Origin of the sequence: Streptomyces sp. RLB3-17 (assembly GCF_007113425.2) — a bacterium.
Lineage (GTDB): Bacteria > Actinomycetota > Actinomycetes > Streptomycetales > Streptomycetaceae > Streptomyces > Streptomyces mirabilis_D.
The window spans coordinates 11,140,493-11,156,849 of record NZ_CP041610.2; the positions used below are offsets into that span (position 1 = coordinate 11,140,493).

The 16,357-nt window shown below is 69.2% G+C and carries 15 protein-coding genes and 2 pseudogenes; 6 read left to right on the forward strand and 11 right to left on the reverse strand.

Annotated elements, in window-relative coordinates; all coding sequences use genetic code 11:
• Positions 1-26 precede the first annotated feature (26 nt).
• The 3 genes from FNV62_RS50205 (at position 27) to FNV62_RS58250 (ending at position 2,445) form a co-directional block, all read left to right on the forward strand.
• Complete coding sequence (locus FNV62_RS50205; protein WP_143630048.1) at positions 27-1,256, forward strand: sensor histidine kinase; 1,230 nt, start codon at positions 27-29, stop codon at positions 1,254-1,256.
• Positions 1,228-1,923, forward strand: coding sequence for a response regulator transcription factor (locus tag FNV62_RS50210; RefSeq protein WP_060896883.1), 696 nt, complete (start codon positions 1,228-1,230; stop codon positions 1,921-1,923). The genes FNV62_RS50205 and FNV62_RS50210 overlap by 29 nt, the downstream gene beginning before the upstream one ends.
• 147 nt (positions 1,924-2,070) lie before the next feature.
• The gene (locus FNV62_RS58250; protein ID WP_143604615.1) at positions 2,071-2,445 is read left to right on the forward strand and encodes a zf-HC2 domain-containing protein; all 375 of its coding nucleotides are present in this window, start codon (positions 2,071-2,073) and stop codon (positions 2,443-2,445) included.
• 171 nt (positions 2,446-2,616) lie between these two features.
• On the opposite strand, the gene FNV62_RS50220 is transcribed toward FNV62_RS58250, so the two are convergent.
• The 4 genes from FNV62_RS50220 to FNV62_RS50235 form a co-directional block, all read right to left on the reverse strand.
• Positions 2,617-2,877 (reverse strand): hypothetical protein, encoded by a 261-nt coding sequence (locus FNV62_RS50220; RefSeq protein WP_097288299.1) that lies wholly within the window; start codon positions 2,875-2,877, stop codon positions 2,617-2,619.
• A 325-nt stretch (positions 2,878-3,202) separates the two neighbouring features.
• Positions 3,203-4,315 (reverse strand): DUF4037 domain-containing protein, encoded by a 1,113-nt coding sequence (locus tag FNV62_RS50225; RefSeq protein ID WP_225900693.1) that lies wholly within the window; start codon positions 4,313-4,315, stop codon positions 3,203-3,205.
• Between the two features lie 593 nt (positions 4,316-4,908).
• Positions 4,909-5,589 (reverse strand): histidine phosphatase family protein, encoded by a 681-nt coding sequence (locus FNV62_RS50230; RefSeq protein ID WP_097288301.1) that lies wholly within the window; start codon positions 5,587-5,589, stop codon positions 4,909-4,911.
• Between the two features lie 119 nt (positions 5,590-5,708).
• Entirely contained in the window at positions 5,709-6,971 is a 1,263-nt protein-coding gene (locus FNV62_RS50235; RefSeq protein WP_097288302.1) for a DUF418 domain-containing protein, read from the reverse strand.
• A gap of 176 nt (positions 6,972-7,147) precedes the next feature.
• Here FNV62_RS50235 and FNV62_RS50240 point away from each other — a divergent pair, with 176 nt between their 5' ends.
• The gene (locus FNV62_RS50240; protein ID WP_054234914.1) at positions 7,148-7,813 is read left to right on the forward strand and encodes a response regulator; all 666 of its coding nucleotides are present in this window, start codon (positions 7,148-7,150) and stop codon (positions 7,811-7,813) included.
• Complete coding sequence (locus tag FNV62_RS50245; RefSeq protein WP_143630050.1) at positions 7,810-8,913, forward strand: sensor histidine kinase; 1,104 nt, start codon at positions 7,810-7,812, stop codon at positions 8,911-8,913. The genes FNV62_RS50240 and FNV62_RS50245 overlap by 4 nt, the downstream gene beginning before the upstream one ends.
• Positions 8,914-9,111: 198 nt before the next feature.
• On the opposite strand, the pseudogene FNV62_RS58255 reads toward FNV62_RS50245, so the two are convergent.
• The 7 genes and pseudogenes from FNV62_RS58255 to FNV62_RS50270 all read right to left on the reverse strand — a co-directional run.
• Positions 9,112-9,282: pseudogene (locus FNV62_RS58255) on the reverse strand (IS5/IS1182 family transposase); the annotation flags it as partial.
• A 23-nt stretch (positions 9,283-9,305) separates the two neighbouring features.
• Positions 9,306-9,395: pseudogene (locus FNV62_RS56465) on the reverse strand (IS5/IS1182 family transposase); the annotation flags it as partial.
• Positions 9,396-9,496: 101 nt separating this feature from the next.
• On the reverse strand, positions 9,497-10,717 hold the full coding sequence (locus tag FNV62_RS50250) for a GNAT family N-acetyltransferase (RefSeq protein WP_143630052.1): 1,221 nt from the start codon (positions 10,715-10,717) through the stop codon (positions 9,497-9,499).
• Between the two features lie 503 nt (positions 10,718-11,220).
• On the reverse strand, positions 11,221-12,414 hold the full coding sequence (locus FNV62_RS58260; RefSeq protein WP_144316256.1) for an AfsA-related hotdog domain-containing protein: 1,194 nt from the start codon (positions 12,412-12,414) through the stop codon (positions 11,221-11,223).
• 802 nt (positions 12,415-13,216) lie between these two features.
• Positions 13,217-13,924 carry a B3/4 domain-containing protein gene (locus tag FNV62_RS50260; RefSeq protein ID WP_143610685.1) on the reverse strand — a complete coding sequence of 236 codons (708 nt, stop codon included), beginning with the start codon at positions 13,922-13,924 and terminating at the stop codon, positions 13,217-13,219.
• Positions 13,925-13,965: 41 nt separating this feature from the next.
• Positions 13,966-14,613, reverse strand: a complete 648-nt coding sequence (locus FNV62_RS50265; protein ID WP_143630055.1) for an FMN-binding negative transcriptional regulator — start codon at positions 14,611-14,613, stop codon at positions 13,966-13,968.
• Between the two features lie 51 nt (positions 14,614-14,664).
• On the reverse strand, positions 14,665-15,501 hold the full coding sequence (locus FNV62_RS50270; protein WP_143630057.1) for an EamA family transporter: 837 nt from the start codon (positions 15,499-15,501) through the stop codon (positions 14,665-14,667).
• Between the two features lie 118 nt (positions 15,502-15,619).
• Between FNV62_RS50270 and FNV62_RS50275 the strand changes: the two genes are divergently transcribed.
• Positions 15,620-16,204 (forward strand): helix-turn-helix domain-containing protein, encoded by a 585-nt coding sequence (locus tag FNV62_RS50275; protein ID WP_054236169.1) that lies wholly within the window; start codon positions 15,620-15,622, stop codon positions 16,202-16,204.
• The last annotated feature ends 153 nt before the right edge of the window (positions 16,205-16,357 follow it).

The following is a 16,357-nucleotide window of genomic DNA, read 5'->3' on the forward strand; positions in this document are numbered from 1 at the left end:
CCGGCCACCGACCCTACGGTGATGTCATGACGGTGCTCAACGGTTGGAGGCGGCGAGGGCGAGCCCCGAGCCGCACGCTCGACGTCTTGGGCGTGGCTGTGCTGTGCGTGCTGTCGGTGGTGGCTGCCTCGGTCGACCCGCACGAGCACGAGTTCGTGCTGCGCTGGCCCGCCGTGGTGCTGGCTGCCGTCGGCTGCTCCGCGTTGCTCTGGCGGCGCCGTCACCCGTTCGGAGTACTGGCCGTCACCATCGGCTGCGGGGTGATCTTTCAGATGCTCGGCTTTCGGGAGAGCCCGCTGGTGACAAGCCCGGTTCTGGCGTCCATCTACAACGTGGCCCTGCGGACCGACCGGCGTACCGCCTGGACCGCGGCAGCTGTCTCGGCTGCCGTCCTGGTGGGCGCCGACGCGGTGTGGACCTCGAATTCGTGGCTGGACCCGGACAAGGCCGCGATGGTGGCCTGGACGGCCCTACCGGCCGCCGTCGGGGATGGGCTCCGCTCACGGCGCGCCTACGTGGCGGCCGTGGAGGAGAGAGCGGAGCACGCCGAGCGCACCCGCGAGCAAGAAGCACAACAGCGAGTGGCCGCCGAACGCGTTCGGATCGCACGCGAACTGCACGACATCGTCGCGCACCACATCGCCTTGATCAACGCTCAGGCAGGCGTCGCCGTCCACCTGGTGGACCAGCGCCCGGAACAAATCCTGAGGGCTCTGGAGAACATCCGGGACACCAGCCGCTCCGCGCTGGACGAATTACGGGTGACCGTAGGCCTGCTGCGGCAGTCCGACGAGCCGGTGGCGCTCCGCGACCCGATGCCGGGCCTTGCGCAAGTGCCAGCACTGCTGGCGTCGTTCGAACGCGCCGGGCTGGCCGTGAGCCACACGTGGCTGGGCATCACCGAACCCCTGGAACCGGCGGTCGACCTGGCCGCGTACCGCATCGTGCAGGAGTCCTTGACCAATGTGCGCAAGCACGCCGGTGCCGACCATGCCCGACTGTTCCTGCATTACCGCGGTGAACGGCTGACGATCACCGTCGAGGACGACGGGTGCGCCGGAGCGCACCATGCTCACCCGGGGGCCGGTCACGGGCTGATCGGGATGCGTGAGCGGGCTACCACGATAGGGGGCACGCTGTATGCGGGACCGCGCCCAGAAGGCGGTTTCACTGTGACCGCGGAACTCCCGCTACGCCCCGGTCCGGCAGGGAATCGGAGACATGAGCATGACGATTCGCGTACTGCTTGCCGATGACCAGGCCCTGCTGCGGGGCACCTTCCGCATGCTGTTCGACGCCACGGATGACATGGAGACCGTCGCTGAGGCGTCCAATGGCCGTGAGGCGGTCGAGCTGGCGGGCTCACAGCGCCCGGACGTGGTGCTGATGGACATCCGCATGCCGGAGATGGACGGCCTCGAGGCGACACGGCTCATCACCGAGTCCGAGGATCTCGCAAGTGTGAAGGTGCTCATCCTGACCACCTTCGAAGACGACGAGCACGTCGCCGACGCACTGCGTGCGGGTGCGAGCGGCTTTCTCGGCAAGGGCGCGCGACCCGAGGAACTCCTCGACGCCGTCCGCACGGTCGCAGACGGCGAGGCGCTGCTGTCCCCGTCAGCGACGCGAGCATTGATCACTCGGTTTCTGGCCCAGCCGGACCCATGCCCGGCCGCCGTACACGAGCGGCTGGAGAGCTTGACGCCGCGGGAACGCGACGTCACGAGCCTCGCGGCACTGGGCCTGTCCAACGACGAGATCGCCGAGCGCCTGTTCGTCAGCCCGCTGACCGCCAAGACCCACATCAACCGGGCCATGACCAAGCTGGCGGCTCGTGACCGGGCCCAGCTCGTCGTCATCGCCTACCAGTGCGGGCTCGTCAGTCCGGCCACGGAACCAGATCAATCCCAGCAACCCGCATAGTCGCCGGCTCGGTGTGTCCGCCTTCTGCCCCAGCCGCAGACCGACGTACCGCGTACTGCAGCCGTGGTAGCCGGAAGTCGCTGCGTGGGGACGACGCGCTGAGGGCCGCTCGTGGGCCAAGGTGAAACCCTGAACGGAGGTTTCACCATGACCGCAACCCAGTGCCTGACGAAGTCCGACGAGAAGACGGCCCGCAAGGAATGCCGCACGATCCGTGAGCTTCTGGCCGGAAGCGAACGCAAGGCCCTCGCCCCCGATGAGACGGGCGCGGTCCGGGCTCACCTGGCGACCTGCCACACATGCCGGGGCGAGTACGACCGCCTCGCAGCCGTGCCCGCACATCTGTCTCTTCTGCGCGACGCTCTGGCCTGTGGCAAAGGCCGAAGTACGCGGACGCACGCGGGTACCCGGCCCGATCGCGGCCACTCGTCGCCCCGTCACCACAGGCCACACCGAGCGAGCCTGACCATGCAGCTCACGCTGCCCCAATGGGTCAGCAGGACCACGTCGCACATCAGGTGAGCAGATCTCGCGGATGCGACGAGGTGCCTGGGGCGGAACGGGAAGGGGACCCTTCTGCGGCGTCTCACCGGCGACCGGCGAAGAGCACTCGTACGGTCGATGGAGAGACGGACGGCGGAGGGGTCCACCGCCGTCGGTCTGACAGTCTGATTCTTGGGCCTCACGATCGCCTCAGCTCGAGGCCGACGTCTCCACCGTGACGGATCGGGCGATCAGGGACGTCCCGAGGATCCGTGCGTCTTCGGCAGCCCAGTTCCTCGCGCACGGCTGGACGCTGCCGCCGGCCAGGGCGGGCAGGATCATCGTCGCGTTGCGGGCGCCGGGCAGACCGCTGCGGAAGCTTTTCACGTGGTCGATGGCCCACCCGGTGGACTCGGCCATCGAGGCGTCGTCGACCTCGGGGACAGCGGCGGCGAGGACGAACGGCTCCACCTTGGTGCCGAACGGCCCGGACTCCCACCGTTGCGAGCCGCGGAGCGACTCGTTTGGTCATGGTCGGACCGACAGTCGGGAGACGGACACCAGACCCCCGGCCGGCCGATCGTCCGGGGCTCGACGCTCCTTGCGCAGGCGGCGAGAGCGACAGTACGAGATTCCACCCTATGGACGCGGTGCCCACGAGCACATCGAAGTCCGGGGAAATTCTTCGGCACGCCGCGGCTGGGCCGTCTGAGCGCCGGCCGGATCATGCTCCAGAACTTCCTCGTCGACTCCCCGGGTCGGTGGCACGCCGCTGGCTCGGAAGCCCAGGGCAGGTTCACTCTGACCTGGATTTGCGCACGGCGTGGCCTGCCGCGCGGGTCAGTTTCGGGCGGCTCAGGACGTCGGTGCTGTCGAGGAACTGGTCCACGGAGCCCACGGGCAGCAGATCGCGAAGCGTCGGGTCCGTGATGCGGGCCGTGAGGGCCTTGGAGAAACGGTCGGCGCGCAGGACCTGGAAGGGGCGGGAGTGGTAGGGGCGAGTGGCGGGGTCGACGCGGTCGGTCAGGCCCAGTTGGTTGTGCAGGCCCGCGACCGTCTCGTAGGCGTGCGCCAGATGCTGCTCGCGCTCGCGCCAGTCGGTTGCGGCGAGGGCGGCGGTGAGGTCGGGGGTGAGACGAGGGCCCATGGGGGTGCGAGCGAACGCGCTGCCGAGCCACTTGCTGTAGGGCGGATAGCGGCGGTCCATCAGGAGGCACAGGCGCATCAGGTCGCGCACGAGGCGGGCGGCGACCACGGCGGATCCGAGCTCGTCGCCGACCTCGCCGCAGCGGCCGACGAAGGCCTCCTCCTGGGATATGCGCTGCCACTGGCAGGACAGGACATGGAGCCAGAGATCGTGCGGGTACCAGCGGAGGGTTGTTCGTAAGGGAGCGAGTTCACCGAGGCCGTCGTGGAAGACGGCTCCGCCGGTGACTTCGGCGAGGAGCTGGGTGGGGGTGGCGAGCCAGTCCCGCGGGGTGATGCCGGAGGTCGGGTCGAAGCCGAGTGCGTCGGTGAACCATCCCGAGAGGTGGGTGACTTCGACGCGGTGGTGGACGGGGCCGTCAGTGGCCCGCATGACGCGGATGTCGCGGTCGCCGGTGGGGGCGAAGTGGGTGGGGTAGCCGTGGAAGGTCTTCGGGAGGTGCTCGGCGAGTACGTGTCTGATGCGTCCCGCGTGCCGGGAGACGTCCTGGCGGCGGAGGAAGAGGTGGAGACGCGGGCCCCATTCGTGGTCGGCGGAGCGTGGGGTGTCGAAGCCGAGCACCTCGGAGCCGCTGCCCAGGCGTGCTGCGGAGTGAGGGATTGCGGGGGAGGCCTCCTCCAACAGGGGGCGTACTGCTTCGGTGTAGAAGCGGCGGGAGAGTTCCAGGCCGGGAATAAAAGCTGGCATATTCGTGACGCTCATGCCAGCAAGCCGTGCCCATTTTATGGCGGGGCATGCGTGGTGCCTTCACGCCGTCTTTCACTCGTGAGGAAACCGTACGCTCGACGAGCTGCGGGCCAACTCCTTTATGGTGGAGTCGAGTTCCTCGACGTCACTTCGGGCCGTGCTTCAGCGTCCCCCCGGCGGCAAGCTCCCTCGCGGTCTCCCTCAGCGATCGCGGACCAGCGGGCAACCGGTGCCCGGAGCTCGTGGCTTCGCACCCGAAGTCCGGGTGGTGGTCGAGCTCTTGCGTGAGGCTGCCGCTCGGCACCGTATCGGCAGGTGGTGGTCCTCGCTCGCCCGCGCGGAACCGGCCCGCACGCTCGTGGCGATCGAGAGCCGCCGGCGCGCGTACCGGTCGAGCGCGTCGGGAAATTCGGACCATGGTGTTCAGGGCAACTGAGGGGGGGCACCTCAGGGGCCAAGGCACGGTGCGGATTCCGGCACCGATCTCGGTGAACTGCGGCGTCCGCTCGACAAGCGGGACTTCGCAACCGCCGCACGCCTTATGGAGGGCTCCCAGGGCCCCCACGGCTGCCGCCGATCCGGCGGCAGCACATGAGCGTGCTCGCGGGTCACACCCAGGCGACGAGGTCGTACCGCTCGTCGTTCGCCGTCTCGTCCCACAGGAGTGTCGTCTGGTTCCGTGCAGCGACACACGGCACGGGAACAGTGCGACTGGTACCGACGCCTCCAGGGATGACGGGCCCGGGCCGGACGTTCCAGTGGTCACCGCGCAATGTGAGGGAGACCGCGGACAGGGGTGGCACATCGAAGTGCCAGAAGGCCGTCGGCGGTGCGGACAGAGCGTGGACGAGCGCGGCCCGGATGATCGCCGGCTCGGTGATGGCCAGTGCGTCGCCCGTGCCAGGCGGCACTCTGCTCAGCCAGCCGGCGGTTCGGCGACAGAGCTGGCGTACCGACTCGCCTCCGTGTGGCGCGGCATCCGGGTCTGTAAGCCAGGCGCCGTACCCGTAGGGGTCGTACGCGGTGACCTCGCCGACTGTGCGCCCACGCCAGGTGCCGTAGTCGAAGTCGCGCAGTGCCGGTTCGAGCGTGGCGTTCAGGCCGAGAGCGTCGGCGATCTGCCCGCAACGGGTCGACGGTGCCCGGATGGCCAGCGAGTACGGGGGGAGTGCGGCCCCGACGAGGCGTGCCTCGTGCAGGCCGTGCTCGCTGAGGAGACCGTCACCGAAGACTGCGTTCCTGCTGGTGTCCCCGGCTGTCGCGCACATGAATGTCAGGCGGACCGACATCGGCTTACCTCTTTCCTGGCCCGGCGTGACGCCGGATGGTTCGAGACCTTCGGAAACCGTGGGCGCCGCGGAATCGGCGATGGAGTTTGTGTCCTGGAAGGGGCTTGGACCACAGCCGGCTAGTTGAGCAGGCGGGCGGGTGCGGTGGCGGCGTGCAGCATGTACTCCAGTGGTCCTCGCCGGAACGCCCGCGTCCAGGCGACGGCCAGCAGCATGCTGGCTGCGGCCAAGCAGGCCAGGGCCGGCAGGGCAGCGGAGGTCGGCAGGTCGTCGATGCCCAGGGTCTTGATGGCGATGATGTGGCCGACGTAGGCGGTCAGGGAGACCGAGCCGACCGCGATGACGGGCGCGGCAAGCCGCCGCAGGCGGGCCGACCGGTCCGTGGCGAAGAGACAGGCGGCGATGATCACGAGGGCGACGCCGGTGTTGCCCAGGATCGACCATGTCGTCTGGCTGTGCGGTGCGGCCACCAACAGCCAGTCCGGGGTAAGGGTGGTGGGGTAGCCCACGGCGTCGGACCACCAGGCCGATGCGGCCGACCCGCCGTCCGCCGTAGCGCTCACGGCTGCCTGCGCGCCGGGGACCAGGTGCAGGGCCAGCCAGGAGCCGCCGTAGCCGAGCAGAGCCAGTGTGCCGCCGAGGAGAGCAACCTTGGAGCGCATGCCGGGTCTGGTGAGGTCGAGCCGGCCCACTGCCATTCCGGCGATGACGAAGGGCAGCCAGGTCAGCACCGGGTACGCGCCGGTGATGAACAATTCAATGAACCCGTCCGAATCGGTGATCCGGGCCAGCGGGTCGTGGGCGATGACTGCGTCGGCCCAGCTCCCACCCTCGACCGCGGCTCGAAGCGGATACAGGACCTGGGGCAGTACGAGCGCGGTCGCCGCGGCGATGACGGCCAGGGTGTCGGCCCGCAGCCGATACAGCGGAAGGGCGAGGAGGAAGACCGTTCCGTAAGCGGCGAGGATCACGTCGACCGAGGTGTCCAGGCAGGTCAGGGCGTATCCCAGGGCGACCAGGACGGCGGAGCGGATCAGTACCCTGCCCATGGCCTGCCGCCCGGCCTGCCCCGTCCGTGGCTGTGGCCGACCAGTGAGAAGGACCAGGGTGAACCCGGCGAGCAGGGCGAACAGAGCAGAGGACCGGCCGCGTGCCACCTCCATCACCCAGCCCAGCGGGCCGCCCACCGACGGGTCGGGACCCACGTGGGCCGCGTACATGCCGAACACCGCCAGGCCGCGGGCCAGGTCGAGTCCGATCAGCCGTCCTGTTGACGCTGTAAGGGAGGGGGCGGGACTTGACGCCGTAAGGGAGGGGGCGGGACCTGCCCCCACAGCGGATGCCGCCCCGGACGGTGCGACCTCTGATACGGCGTGCAACATGTGATCCAGGGTCCTGGACGGTGTGCGCCACAACCATCCGGCAGGTGTCCGGAACCGCCCCCGCCGACTGGCCGAGGCAGCCCCCGCCGAGTGGCTGGATTCGATGCTGTGAACCAGCCGGGAGTGTCACGACATGGTACGAATCGGACAGTGGCCCCATGGTGAGTGGAGCACCCGTGATCCGAGTATTGGTGGTCGACGACGAGGCCCTGATTCGCAAGGGTTTTCAGCACATCCTCGACGCGGCACAGGACATCGAGGTCGCTGCGGCGGTTCCCGGCAGCCAGGCGGTTCAGGTGGCGCAGGAGATATGTCCTGACGTCGTGCTTCTGGACATCCGGATGCCGGACGTCGACGGCCTCACCGTCCTGGCCGGCCTCCGTCGGCTTTCCCACCCTCCGGTGGTAGCCATGCTCGTGACAATCGGCATGGATGAACACGTCGCAACGGCACTTCGCTCGGGCGCCGCGGGCTTCCTGCTCAAGGACACCGACCCCGAGCAGCTTCCGTTCCTGGTGCGGACCCTGGCCGCCGGCGGCACCGTACTGTCGTCCAAGGTCACCCGGACGGGCGTGGACGTCTGTCCGAACGCCGGCCCCCAGGAACCCGCTGCCCGCAGCCTCGTCCGACTCACCGACCGCGAGCGCGCCGTACTCGTCCTCATCGGCGAGGGACTGTCCAACAGCGACATCGCCACACGGATGCATCTGAGCACGAGCACGGTCAAGGACGACGTGAGCGCCATCCTCACGGAATTCAAGGTGGACGGCCGCGTCCAGGCCTCCCGGACCGCCGAAGGGGCTTGCCTTCTCAAACCGCCGCGGGACCAGGAGGGGGGATGACCCCTCGCCGCCCGCCCGCCCCGCTGTTGGACGCCGTCCTCGTCGGAGCCTCGCTGGTCGATGTCTGGGTCAAAGTCCACATCGACGAGCCGCTGCGCCTGGGGTGCGCCCTGGTTGCCGCCTTCTCCCTTCTCTTGCGCCGTCGCCGGCCGCTGCTCACCTTCCTGCTCACGCTGCCCGCCGTCCTGGTCTCCGACGCGGTTTTCGCCGCGCTGGCCGCGCTGTACACCCTGGCCTCATTCACCCGACACCGCGCCCTGCTGGCCGTCTGCGTAACGATATTCACGATCTGCGACATGACCTCGTGGCCGTCACTGCACTTGAACTTCGTGGCCACCTCGACCCTCGTCACTCTGGGCTACACCGCGGCGACGGCGGCCGCCCCTGTCTTCCTGGGCCAACTCGTCCAGACCCGGCGCGATCTGTCACAGCGGCTCGCCGAGATCTCCGAGGCGCGTGACCACAAGCGGCTGCTGACCGCCCAGGCCGTGCTGGCCAGGGAACGTGCGCAGCTCGCCCGGGAGATGCATGACGTGGTGTCCCACCAGGTCAGCCTGATCGCGGTGCGGGCCGGAGCCCTTCAGGTCGGCGCCCGGGACGCCGAAGTGAAGGAGGCCGCCGCCACTATCCGGCGGCTGAGCGTGCAGACCCTGGACGAACTGCGGCACATGGTCAGCGTCCTGCGCGCCTCTGGGGGCCGCCCCACGGAGCTGACACCGCAGCCGTCCCTGGCCGACCTTGAGCGGTTGGTCGACAACAGCGGCATCCAGGTCGAGCTGCAGACCGACGTGTCCGACGACCTTCCGCCCACCGTTCAGCGCGCCATCTACCGCACCGTCCAAGAAGCGCTGACCAACATACGTAAGCACGCCCCCGGGACCAGCGCGACGGTTCGCATCCGCAACGAGGGTGGCGCCATCCGCGCCACGGTCACCAACACCGCACCGACCCGGCCACCTCTCCCTCTGCCCAGTGCGCACCACGGTCTGGTCGGCCTGGGGCAGCGTGCCGCACTCCTTGGAGGCACCGTCACCTCCGGCCCAACGGCCGACGGGGGCTACGAACTGCACCTCGAGCTTCCAGCCGAGGGCGAGTCGTGACGGACTACTGGCCGCCGCCACGACGGAAGTGGCAGAGCGGGCTCCGAGTCCGGAAGCCTTCAGCTTGATTCCTGCGAGGAGCCCTGGGCGTTTGCTCCTGGGAGGATTCGCATCCGAGAGGCCAGCGGTCCGCTGATCTCCTTCCCAATGCGCCGGCGCGTGTGCGTGGCGGATGAGTCCGAGGAAGCCGAGGAGGCCGAGGAGGTGTTCCGTTTTGCGTTCGTAGCGTCGTTGGAGGCGACGGGCAGCTCGCCGGCAAGGAGACGGTTCGCTCGATTACCCACCCAGTGGCAGCCCAGGCGGCCGGAGGGGGTCGATCCCGCCGCGTGCGAGCCGGGGGTGGATGCCTCGGCTTCGAAGCCATCGGTGTTGGCCGCTTCGAAGCCATCAGCGTTGGCGGCGGAGATGCCGAGCGGGATCGGCAGACCGTTGCGGTCGCAGGTCAGATGGATCTTCGATCCCTTCTTGCCGCGGTCGGTGGGTCGGTCGGATTCGGTCCGGTCAAAGCCCCCCGTTGGTCGCGCGGGTACTCACCGAACCGCTCCCACTGTTCATCACTCGTGCAGGGTCGGCGAGCGTGCGGTCAGAACCAGTGCAGGGAGTGCGGGGAGCGGTCGGCGCGGAAGAGGGCGTCAGCGAGGGTGGCCGCGCCCGGGCGGTGGGCCCGGATGTGTCCGGCGCGCACGAGCGTGCTCGGGGCGGTGCCGCCGAGGTAGATCGAGCCCAGGTCGCTCACGTCCAGGGACAGGTCGGGTTCCCGGTCCGTCGGGACGCAGTCGGCCTTGCTGTCCCGGACGGTCAGCAGGTAGCGGCTGTGCTCGCCGAGGAACGGGTCGTCGACGTCGAGGACGAGCTCGCCGTCCATGAACCAGCCGCGCGCGGTCAGCGCACGCGGGATGTCCAGCAGCCGTACCCAGAGCCAGTCGGTGTCATGGCTCACCTGGCCGGCGCGGAAGTCCGCGAGCTGCCAGCGCAGCGGGTGTTCGGGCGGGAAGTGCTTGAACACGACCTGAGTCACCAGGTCGTGTCCGAGCACGAACCGGGCCAGGGCCGTGAAGACGGCGTCGTCGGCGGCGATGGTCTCGTCCACCGTCAAGGTGCTGGGATCGCCGATCGAGTAGCTGGCGTACCCGTCCGGGACGCCGTCGGCGTCCCGGTGGACGGCGACGTAGCGTGGCGCCGAAGCGACCGGGGGCTGCCCCGCGCCCAAGGCCCACCAGCGATGCGGCCGGGACAGCGCGCCGGGCTGTGCGCGGCGGTAGCGGTCGTAGACGTCTTCCAGGATCTCGCCGCACTCGGCACGCCGCAGCACCTCGACCGAGCCGGTCTCTGGGGCCTCGGCCGTTCCGCGCGCCCGGGGGAGGGCGAGGGCGGCCTGGTGGCGCGGCACCGTCAGTCGCTGTGTGTAGGTCGCGGGTCCGTAGCCGAACCTGCGGTAGATCAGGGCCTCGGAGGCCAGCAGTACGGAGAGGAACTCCCCGCGCGCTCGCAGCTCGGTGAGCTGATGCCGCATCATCGCGCTGAGCACGCCCTGGCGTCGGTGCGAGGGCAGGACGCCGACAGCGGTCACCCCGGCGGCCGGGACGAGGATCTCACCGGGCAGGGTGAGCTCGAAGGAGTACGCACCGGCGGTGCCGACGGGCCGCCCGTCCGCCGTCAGGGCGAGCAGGTTGCGGTCCATTTCGAGCGCCGACCACCAGACCCCGCCGCCCTCGGTCGGGGTTTCAGGGAAGCGCCCGAACGCGGCATGGAGTGTGTCGACGAAGACGTCGAGGTCCTGGTCGGTCGTGGGACGAATCTCCATTGCTGCCGCTGCCTCCCTGGGGTACCGGCACCACGACTCGTGGTGTCCCGCCACAGTGCAGCGTTGACCCGTGGCCAGGTCAAGCTGATTACGGCCGGTCGCGGCAAAGCCCGGTCCCAGCCCGGCTGCGAGGGGTGGGTTGCGGTGCTCGGGCTCGGCGAGGTCCAGTCGGTGAGCCTGGAAATCGACGTCATCCTCTACGTCGCGCGTACCGGCCCTTCCCGGCGATACCGGCCACATGACTTTGCACCGTGCGGGAGCGGACGGCCGAAGGCCGCGACGGCGAGCAGAGCGCCTGCGTGCTGGACGCGCGGAGCGAGAACACCTCCGAGAACGTGCCCGCGTAGAGCCATCGACCAAGGCGCACGCCTTGGCTTCGACGTGGAAGTCGTCCAACGCGACCTCGGCGTCGAAGGATTCAAAGTCATTCCCTCATAAGCCGACGGCTCACCCGCGAATTCACCTCGAACTGGCGCGACACCTGAACCTCGAACCAAACGACCTCACCGGGATGAAACGCTCTTTTGGGTGGTGTCGGTGTCGGTGTCGGTGTCGGTGTCGGTGTGGGTGGGGGTGTGGGTGGTGAGTTGTGCGGTGAAGACGGTGGTGTTGTTTTGGTGTGCGGTGATGTGGGTGGTGGGGGTTTGGTTTGTTGTCGTTGGTGGTGGTGTGGGTGGTGATGTAGGTGGGGGTGTGGTGTTCGGTGTAGTGGTGGTGGAAGGTGGCGTGGAGGGTGGTGGGGTGGGTGGGGTGGGTTGTGGGGGTGGGGGTGGGGGGGGGGTGGGTGTGGGCGGTGGCAGGGGTGGGCAGCTTCGAGGATGACCATGCCGGGGATGTGGTCGGTGGTGTGGTCGAAAGAGTATGGGGGGTGGTGGGGGTTGGGGGTGGGTTGCCAGGTGTGGGGGTTTGGGGGTGGGGCGTGGGGACGATGTCGTGGGGGGAGGGTGCGTCCGTAGTGGGTGGGTGGGGGTTGGGGGGTTGGTGTTGGGTGCGGACGGTGCTGGTGCTGGTGGTGGTGGCTGCTGTGGTGGTGTCTGGTGTGGTGGTGTGGGGGTGGCGGAGGCGTTGGTAGGTGGTGGGGGTGAGGGCAGGTGAAGCGGCCGGTGCCGGTGGCAGTGGGGTGGCCGTTTCGGGTGATGGTGATGTGCATGGTGAAGTCGGTGGGGCGTTTGGTGTGGGGGTGGTGGGGGTGTAGGTGGCGGTGAGGGTGAGGTCGGTGGGGGTGGGGCCGATGGTGAGGTGTTGGGGGTGGGTGGTGAGGTGGAGGTTGCGCATGAGGAAGTGGTGGCCGAGGGGATGCCGAGTTCGGCGTGGGCGAGGTAGATGCCGGTTTGGCGGATGGTTTCTGCGGCTTGGAGGGTGGTGGTGGGTGCCGTCGGGGTGGTGAAGAAGGTGTGGGCGCGGGGCCATTGGGCGGTGAGGGTGTAGTGGGTGTTGCCGGTTTGTTCGCAGCCGGTGAGGAAGACCTCGGCGAGGGTGGAGCGGTGGACGTATTCGCGGGGGACGGTGGTGGTGAGGCGGGGCATGCGGGTGGGGTCGACGGGTGTTTTTGCGCTGGTGCTGGTCCGTGTGCCGGGGTCTGTTGCCGTGCTGGTGTGTGTCGCTGTTCCTGCCGCGGTGTCGGGGTCGGTTCCCGCACTGGCTTCCGTGGTGTCGGGGGTGGGGTGGTTGTCCTGGTGGACGGTGAGCAGGGTCATGTGGGTCTCCGTGGCGCTGTGGGAGGTGCCGGGATGGACCGTGCAGGGTCATAAAGATACGAACCTACCGGTTTTCTTTTCAAAAAAAGGGCAGGGGGATTTTCGCGGGGGCGGGCCGGGGGTTGGCTCGGGGGTCGGTTGGGGTGTGCAGGGTGCATATTCATTGGTTCGCTGTGGGTGTGTGGTGGGGATCTTCGCTGGATAAGCGGGGGTTTTGATTCCGTTCTGCGGGTGTCTTCCGGGGGTTGGGGGTGGTGTGCGAGGCTCGGGGTCGGGTGGTTGTGGGGGTGTGTTGGGGTCTCTTGTGTGGGTCTCGGGTGAGGCTATAGTGAAACCGGCCGAGCGGTTTTGTTTTGCGAGTGGTTCTCTGGCGGGTGTCGGTGCTGTCGGGGGGATGGCTTCCGGGAGGCGCATGGCGTCGTAGCCCGAGGGTCCGTACCTCGGCAGGTGACAGGCATGTGGCGCGCGAATTCGGCCTTGGTTCGCTGGGAAACCACCAGTAACGCTGTGCTGGTCGCCGGAGCCGGGTCGCGCCATCGGTAAAGGCGTCGTTGAATGCCTCGCGCAGGACGGAGCGACCGCCGCGATCAACTACCGCGTCAGCGCGGCGGACGCCGAACAACTGGTTGCGGAGCTTGAGAAGAACCGGTAGTTGACGTCTGATCGAGGCAACTGACCGTGCCCCGCTACTGGCTACTTGCCCCTGAAGGGGGGTTTGGCCTTTGTCTGGTGCGTGGACGCCCCGATCGACCCATGCCCGGGGAGGGACCGGCGGCGCTGGGCAAGGACTCGCCTGGGGGCTTCAGGCGGTGGCCTGGTCGTGTGCCGGGCTGAGGTAGTGCACGGCGGTCTGTTCGGCGTGCGGGATGAGCAGGCCCTGCAACTCCTCGGCTGCGACCTTGAGAACGTCGCCGTCACGGGTGGCGTGGAGGGTTTCGAGGATGAAGGTGACGTGGGTGGAGTCCTTGGTGACGCGGGTGCGGTGGGCGTCGCGGTGGTTCCAGTGGCGGGTCAGGACGCCGGTGGTGTCGGCGTAGATGATCTCGCCCGGCTTGGGGTTCTCGGTGGTGTCGGGTTCGCCGAGCGGGGTGAAGGTCTCGGTGCCGTCCGCGTGGCGGATGTCGACGTCGCCGGTGACGTGGTCGAGGTCGAAGGCGCCGGCGGGCAGGCCGTGGCGGACGGAGACGGCGTTGTAGGAGTCGACGGCCGGGTTGATACGCGGCAGGGCCCCCTTCTTCGCGAGGCGGCGACCGAGCGCGTCGACGCTGGGGCGGATGCGGCGGGGGTTGGTGCCGAAGGCGCGGTAGGCGGTGTGCCACGCCTCGATACGGGGGTCGTTCTCGTCGGCGGGCTGCCAGGCGCCGTCGGCAAGTTGCTGCTCCAGTTCCTCCACGGCGGCGGTGGTGTGGGGCCAGGATTCATGGCTGCGCAGGCCGGTCGCGGTGATCAGGGCGACAAGGGTGTCGGGGAAGGCGTCGGCGACGGCGGGGCTGAGGCGGAAGACAGTCATGGGCGGTGCTCCGTTCCTGTGTGGGCGCGGATGGGTGCGGGTCAGGGCTTCCAGGGTCCGATGCGGTCCAGGCGGCGGCGCTGCTGGAGGGCGGTGGGCACGTCGAGGCCCTGGCCGCGTGCGGTGAGGTGGTCGGCGACGGCGGTGCGATGCTCCATGGGCTTGTGGTCGTCGTACTTGAACTTGGCCACCACGTCGGTGACTTCGAGGCGCAGGCCGCGGATGCCGGGCAGCATCCGGCCGTAGGGCGGCTGGTCGACGGCGACGGGGGCGTGGTCGCCGTCGGGCTGGAAGTGGGCGAGTTGGCGGCGCAGCAGCTCGGCCTTGGCCTCGGGGTCGTCGACGATGTGGGCGCGGCAGGTGAACTGGACGGCTGTGTAGTAGCTGGTGGGGACGCCGTCGGTGGGCGGGCTGCCGGCTGTGGCGCGCCAGGGGCCCGGGATGAACGCGTAATCGCCGAAGACGGTGAGCAGGACGTTCGGGTCGTGGTCGATCGACTTCCAGGCGGGGTTGGGACGGGCGAGGTGGACCAGGAGGTGGTCGCCGCCGCTGGTGAAGTGGGTGGGGACGGCGACGGGCGGGTGGCTGGGCAGGCCGTTGACGCTCAGGATCCCGAAGTCGTGCCCTTCGGCGATCCAACTCTGCCATTCGGCCTCGTCCAGGCTGGTGTCCCAGGGCTGGATGAACATGCTGTGCTCCTTGCGTAGTTGGTGGAGGTGGTGGGGGAGGGGAGCGGGGGTTCAGGCGAGTGCGAGGAGGCTGACGGCGACGGCGGCGGTGCCCAGCCCGACGAGCTGGCCACGACGGATGCGTTCGGCGAGCACGCTGCGGGCGAGCAGGACGGTGCCGGCCGGGTAGAGAGCCGTGATCACGGCGACGACGGTGAGGTCCCCGCTGCGGGCGGCGAGAAGGAACAGCAGGTTCGCCATGGAGTCCAGCACGCCGGCGGCCGTCGACATCGCGTACGCGGGGCGCTCGGAGCCGAGCCTGCGGTACATGAGGCCGGCCGCGGCCAGGATGACGGCAGAGGAGACCGCCCGGCCGATGATCAGTGGGGCCACGCCGGTGTCGGAGGGCGCCTGGTGCAGGAAGACCAGCTGGAGGGCGATGGCGCCGCCCGCGCCGAAGGCCGACAGCAGCGCGGTGCGCGACGGGCGTGCCGACCCGGCGCCATGTCCGGCGCTGACCAGGATCACCGCGACCAGCGCGAGCGGCAGGCCCACCAGCCCGGCGGTTCCCAGGTGCTCGCCCTGCAGCAGGCCCACGGCCACGGGCAGCACGGCGGACACGAGGGCGGTGACGGGCGAGAGCACGTTCATCGGGCCGATCGCCAGCGTGCGGTAGAGCAGAGCGAATGCGGCGGCCGAGGCGATGCCGGACGCGGCGCCCCAGCCGAGGGCGCCGGCGCTGAACGAGGCACCGAGGAACGGCCACAGCAGCAGTTCGACCGCGAGAGAGGCCGGGGCCGCGATCATCACGGTACGCAGCACATGAGCCTTACGGGCCCCCAGACCGCCGAGGAAATCGGCGCATCCGTAGGCGAGTGAGCTGCCCAGGGCCAGCAGCAGAGCGATCACGGTACATCCCTTACGATTTCGATGGAACGACTGAACGGTACAACGAACCGACTGACGTGTGTCAACCAAACGACCGGGCGGTGCACTAAAGTGATCCACTGGCGAGGATGGTGATCGGATGGCCGAGACAGAGGCAGCCCTGCGGACGCTCGCGCACAACGTCCGGACGGCCCGCACCCGCGCGGGCCTGTCCCTGGACGAGCTCGGCCGTCGCGCCAAGGTCAGCAAGGGCGCCCTCGTCGGGTTGGAGAAAGCGCAGGGCAACCCGAACTTCGCCACCCTGGTCCGGCTGGCCGACACCCTCGGCGTCTCGGTGTCCGCTCTGCTGGAGGGGCCGTCCGAAGGTCGCGTCCGTGTCGTGGCCGCCGACGCCGTGATGCCGTTGTGGACCGGAGCGCAGGGCAGCGAGGCCCGCCTGATGCTGACGACCTCGGGCACGGCACCGGTCGAGGTCTGGCGCTGGAAACTGGAACCGGGCGAGGAGTACCCCAGCCATCCCCACCAGGCCGGAGTCGTGGAAACCGTCAGCGTCACCGCCGGCCGGATGAACCTGATCGTCGACGGCGCCGAGCACACCGTCGAAGTCGGACAGACCGCCACCTTCGACGGCGACGCCCCCCACACCTACCGCGGCGCCGGCACCGAACCCTGCCACCTGATCATGACGGTCCACCTGCCGCCCGGTCCCGTTTCCACATCCTGAGCCGACGACAGCCGGCAAGGCCGCAGCGGCGCCGTCCCCTTCGTCCCGGCCCTGGTCGTTCAGCCGCGGTACTTGTCGGCGCCGTGGTTGCGTCCCTGGCGATACCGGCGATGAGGGCCACGGCAACCGGCATTGCCCCGTGCTCGCGCATAG

Coding starts and splice junctions, on each gene's coding strand:
- FNV62_RS50205 (WP_143630048.1), top strand. CDS start 27: ATGACGGTGCTCAACGGTTGGAGGCGGCGAGGGCGAGCCCCGAGCCGC.
- FNV62_RS50210 (WP_060896883.1), top strand. CDS start 1,228: ATGACGATTCGCGTACTGCTTGCCGATGACCAGGCCCTGCTGCGGGGC.
- FNV62_RS58250 (WP_143604615.1), top strand. CDS start 2,071: ATGACCGCAACCCAGTGCCTGACGAAGTCCGACGAGAAGACGGCCCGC.
- FNV62_RS50225 (WP_225900693.1), bottom strand. CDS start 4,315: ATGAGCGTCACGAATATGCCAGCTTTTATTCCCGGCCTGGAACTCTCC.
- FNV62_RS50230 (WP_097288301.1), bottom strand. CDS start 5,589: ATGTCGGTCCGCCTGACATTCATGTGCGCGACAGCCGGGGACACCAGC.
- FNV62_RS50235 (WP_097288302.1), bottom strand. CDS start 6,971: ATGTTGCACGCCGTATCAGAGGTCGCACCGTCCGGGGCGGCATCCGCT.
- FNV62_RS50245 (WP_143630050.1), top strand. CDS start 7,810: ATGACCCCTCGCCGCCCGCCCGCCCCGCTGTTGGACGCCGTCCTCGTC.
- FNV62_RS50250 (WP_143630052.1), bottom strand. CDS start 10,717: ATGGAGATTCGTCCCACGACCGACCAGGACCTCGACGTCTTCGTCGAC.
- FNV62_RS58260 (WP_144316256.1), bottom strand. CDS start 12,414: ATGACCCTGCTCACCGTCCACCAGGACAACCACCCCACCCCCGACACC.
- FNV62_RS50260 (WP_143610685.1), bottom strand. CDS start 13,924: ATGACTGTCTTCCGCCTCAGCCCCGCCGTCGCCGACGCCTTCCCCGAC.
- FNV62_RS50265 (WP_143630055.1), bottom strand. CDS start 14,613: ATGTTCATCCAGCCCTGGGACACCAGCCTGGACGAGGCCGAATGGCAG.
- FNV62_RS50275 (WP_054236169.1), top strand. CDS start 15,620: ATGGCCGAGACAGAGGCAGCCCTGCGGACGCTCGCGCACAACGTCCGG.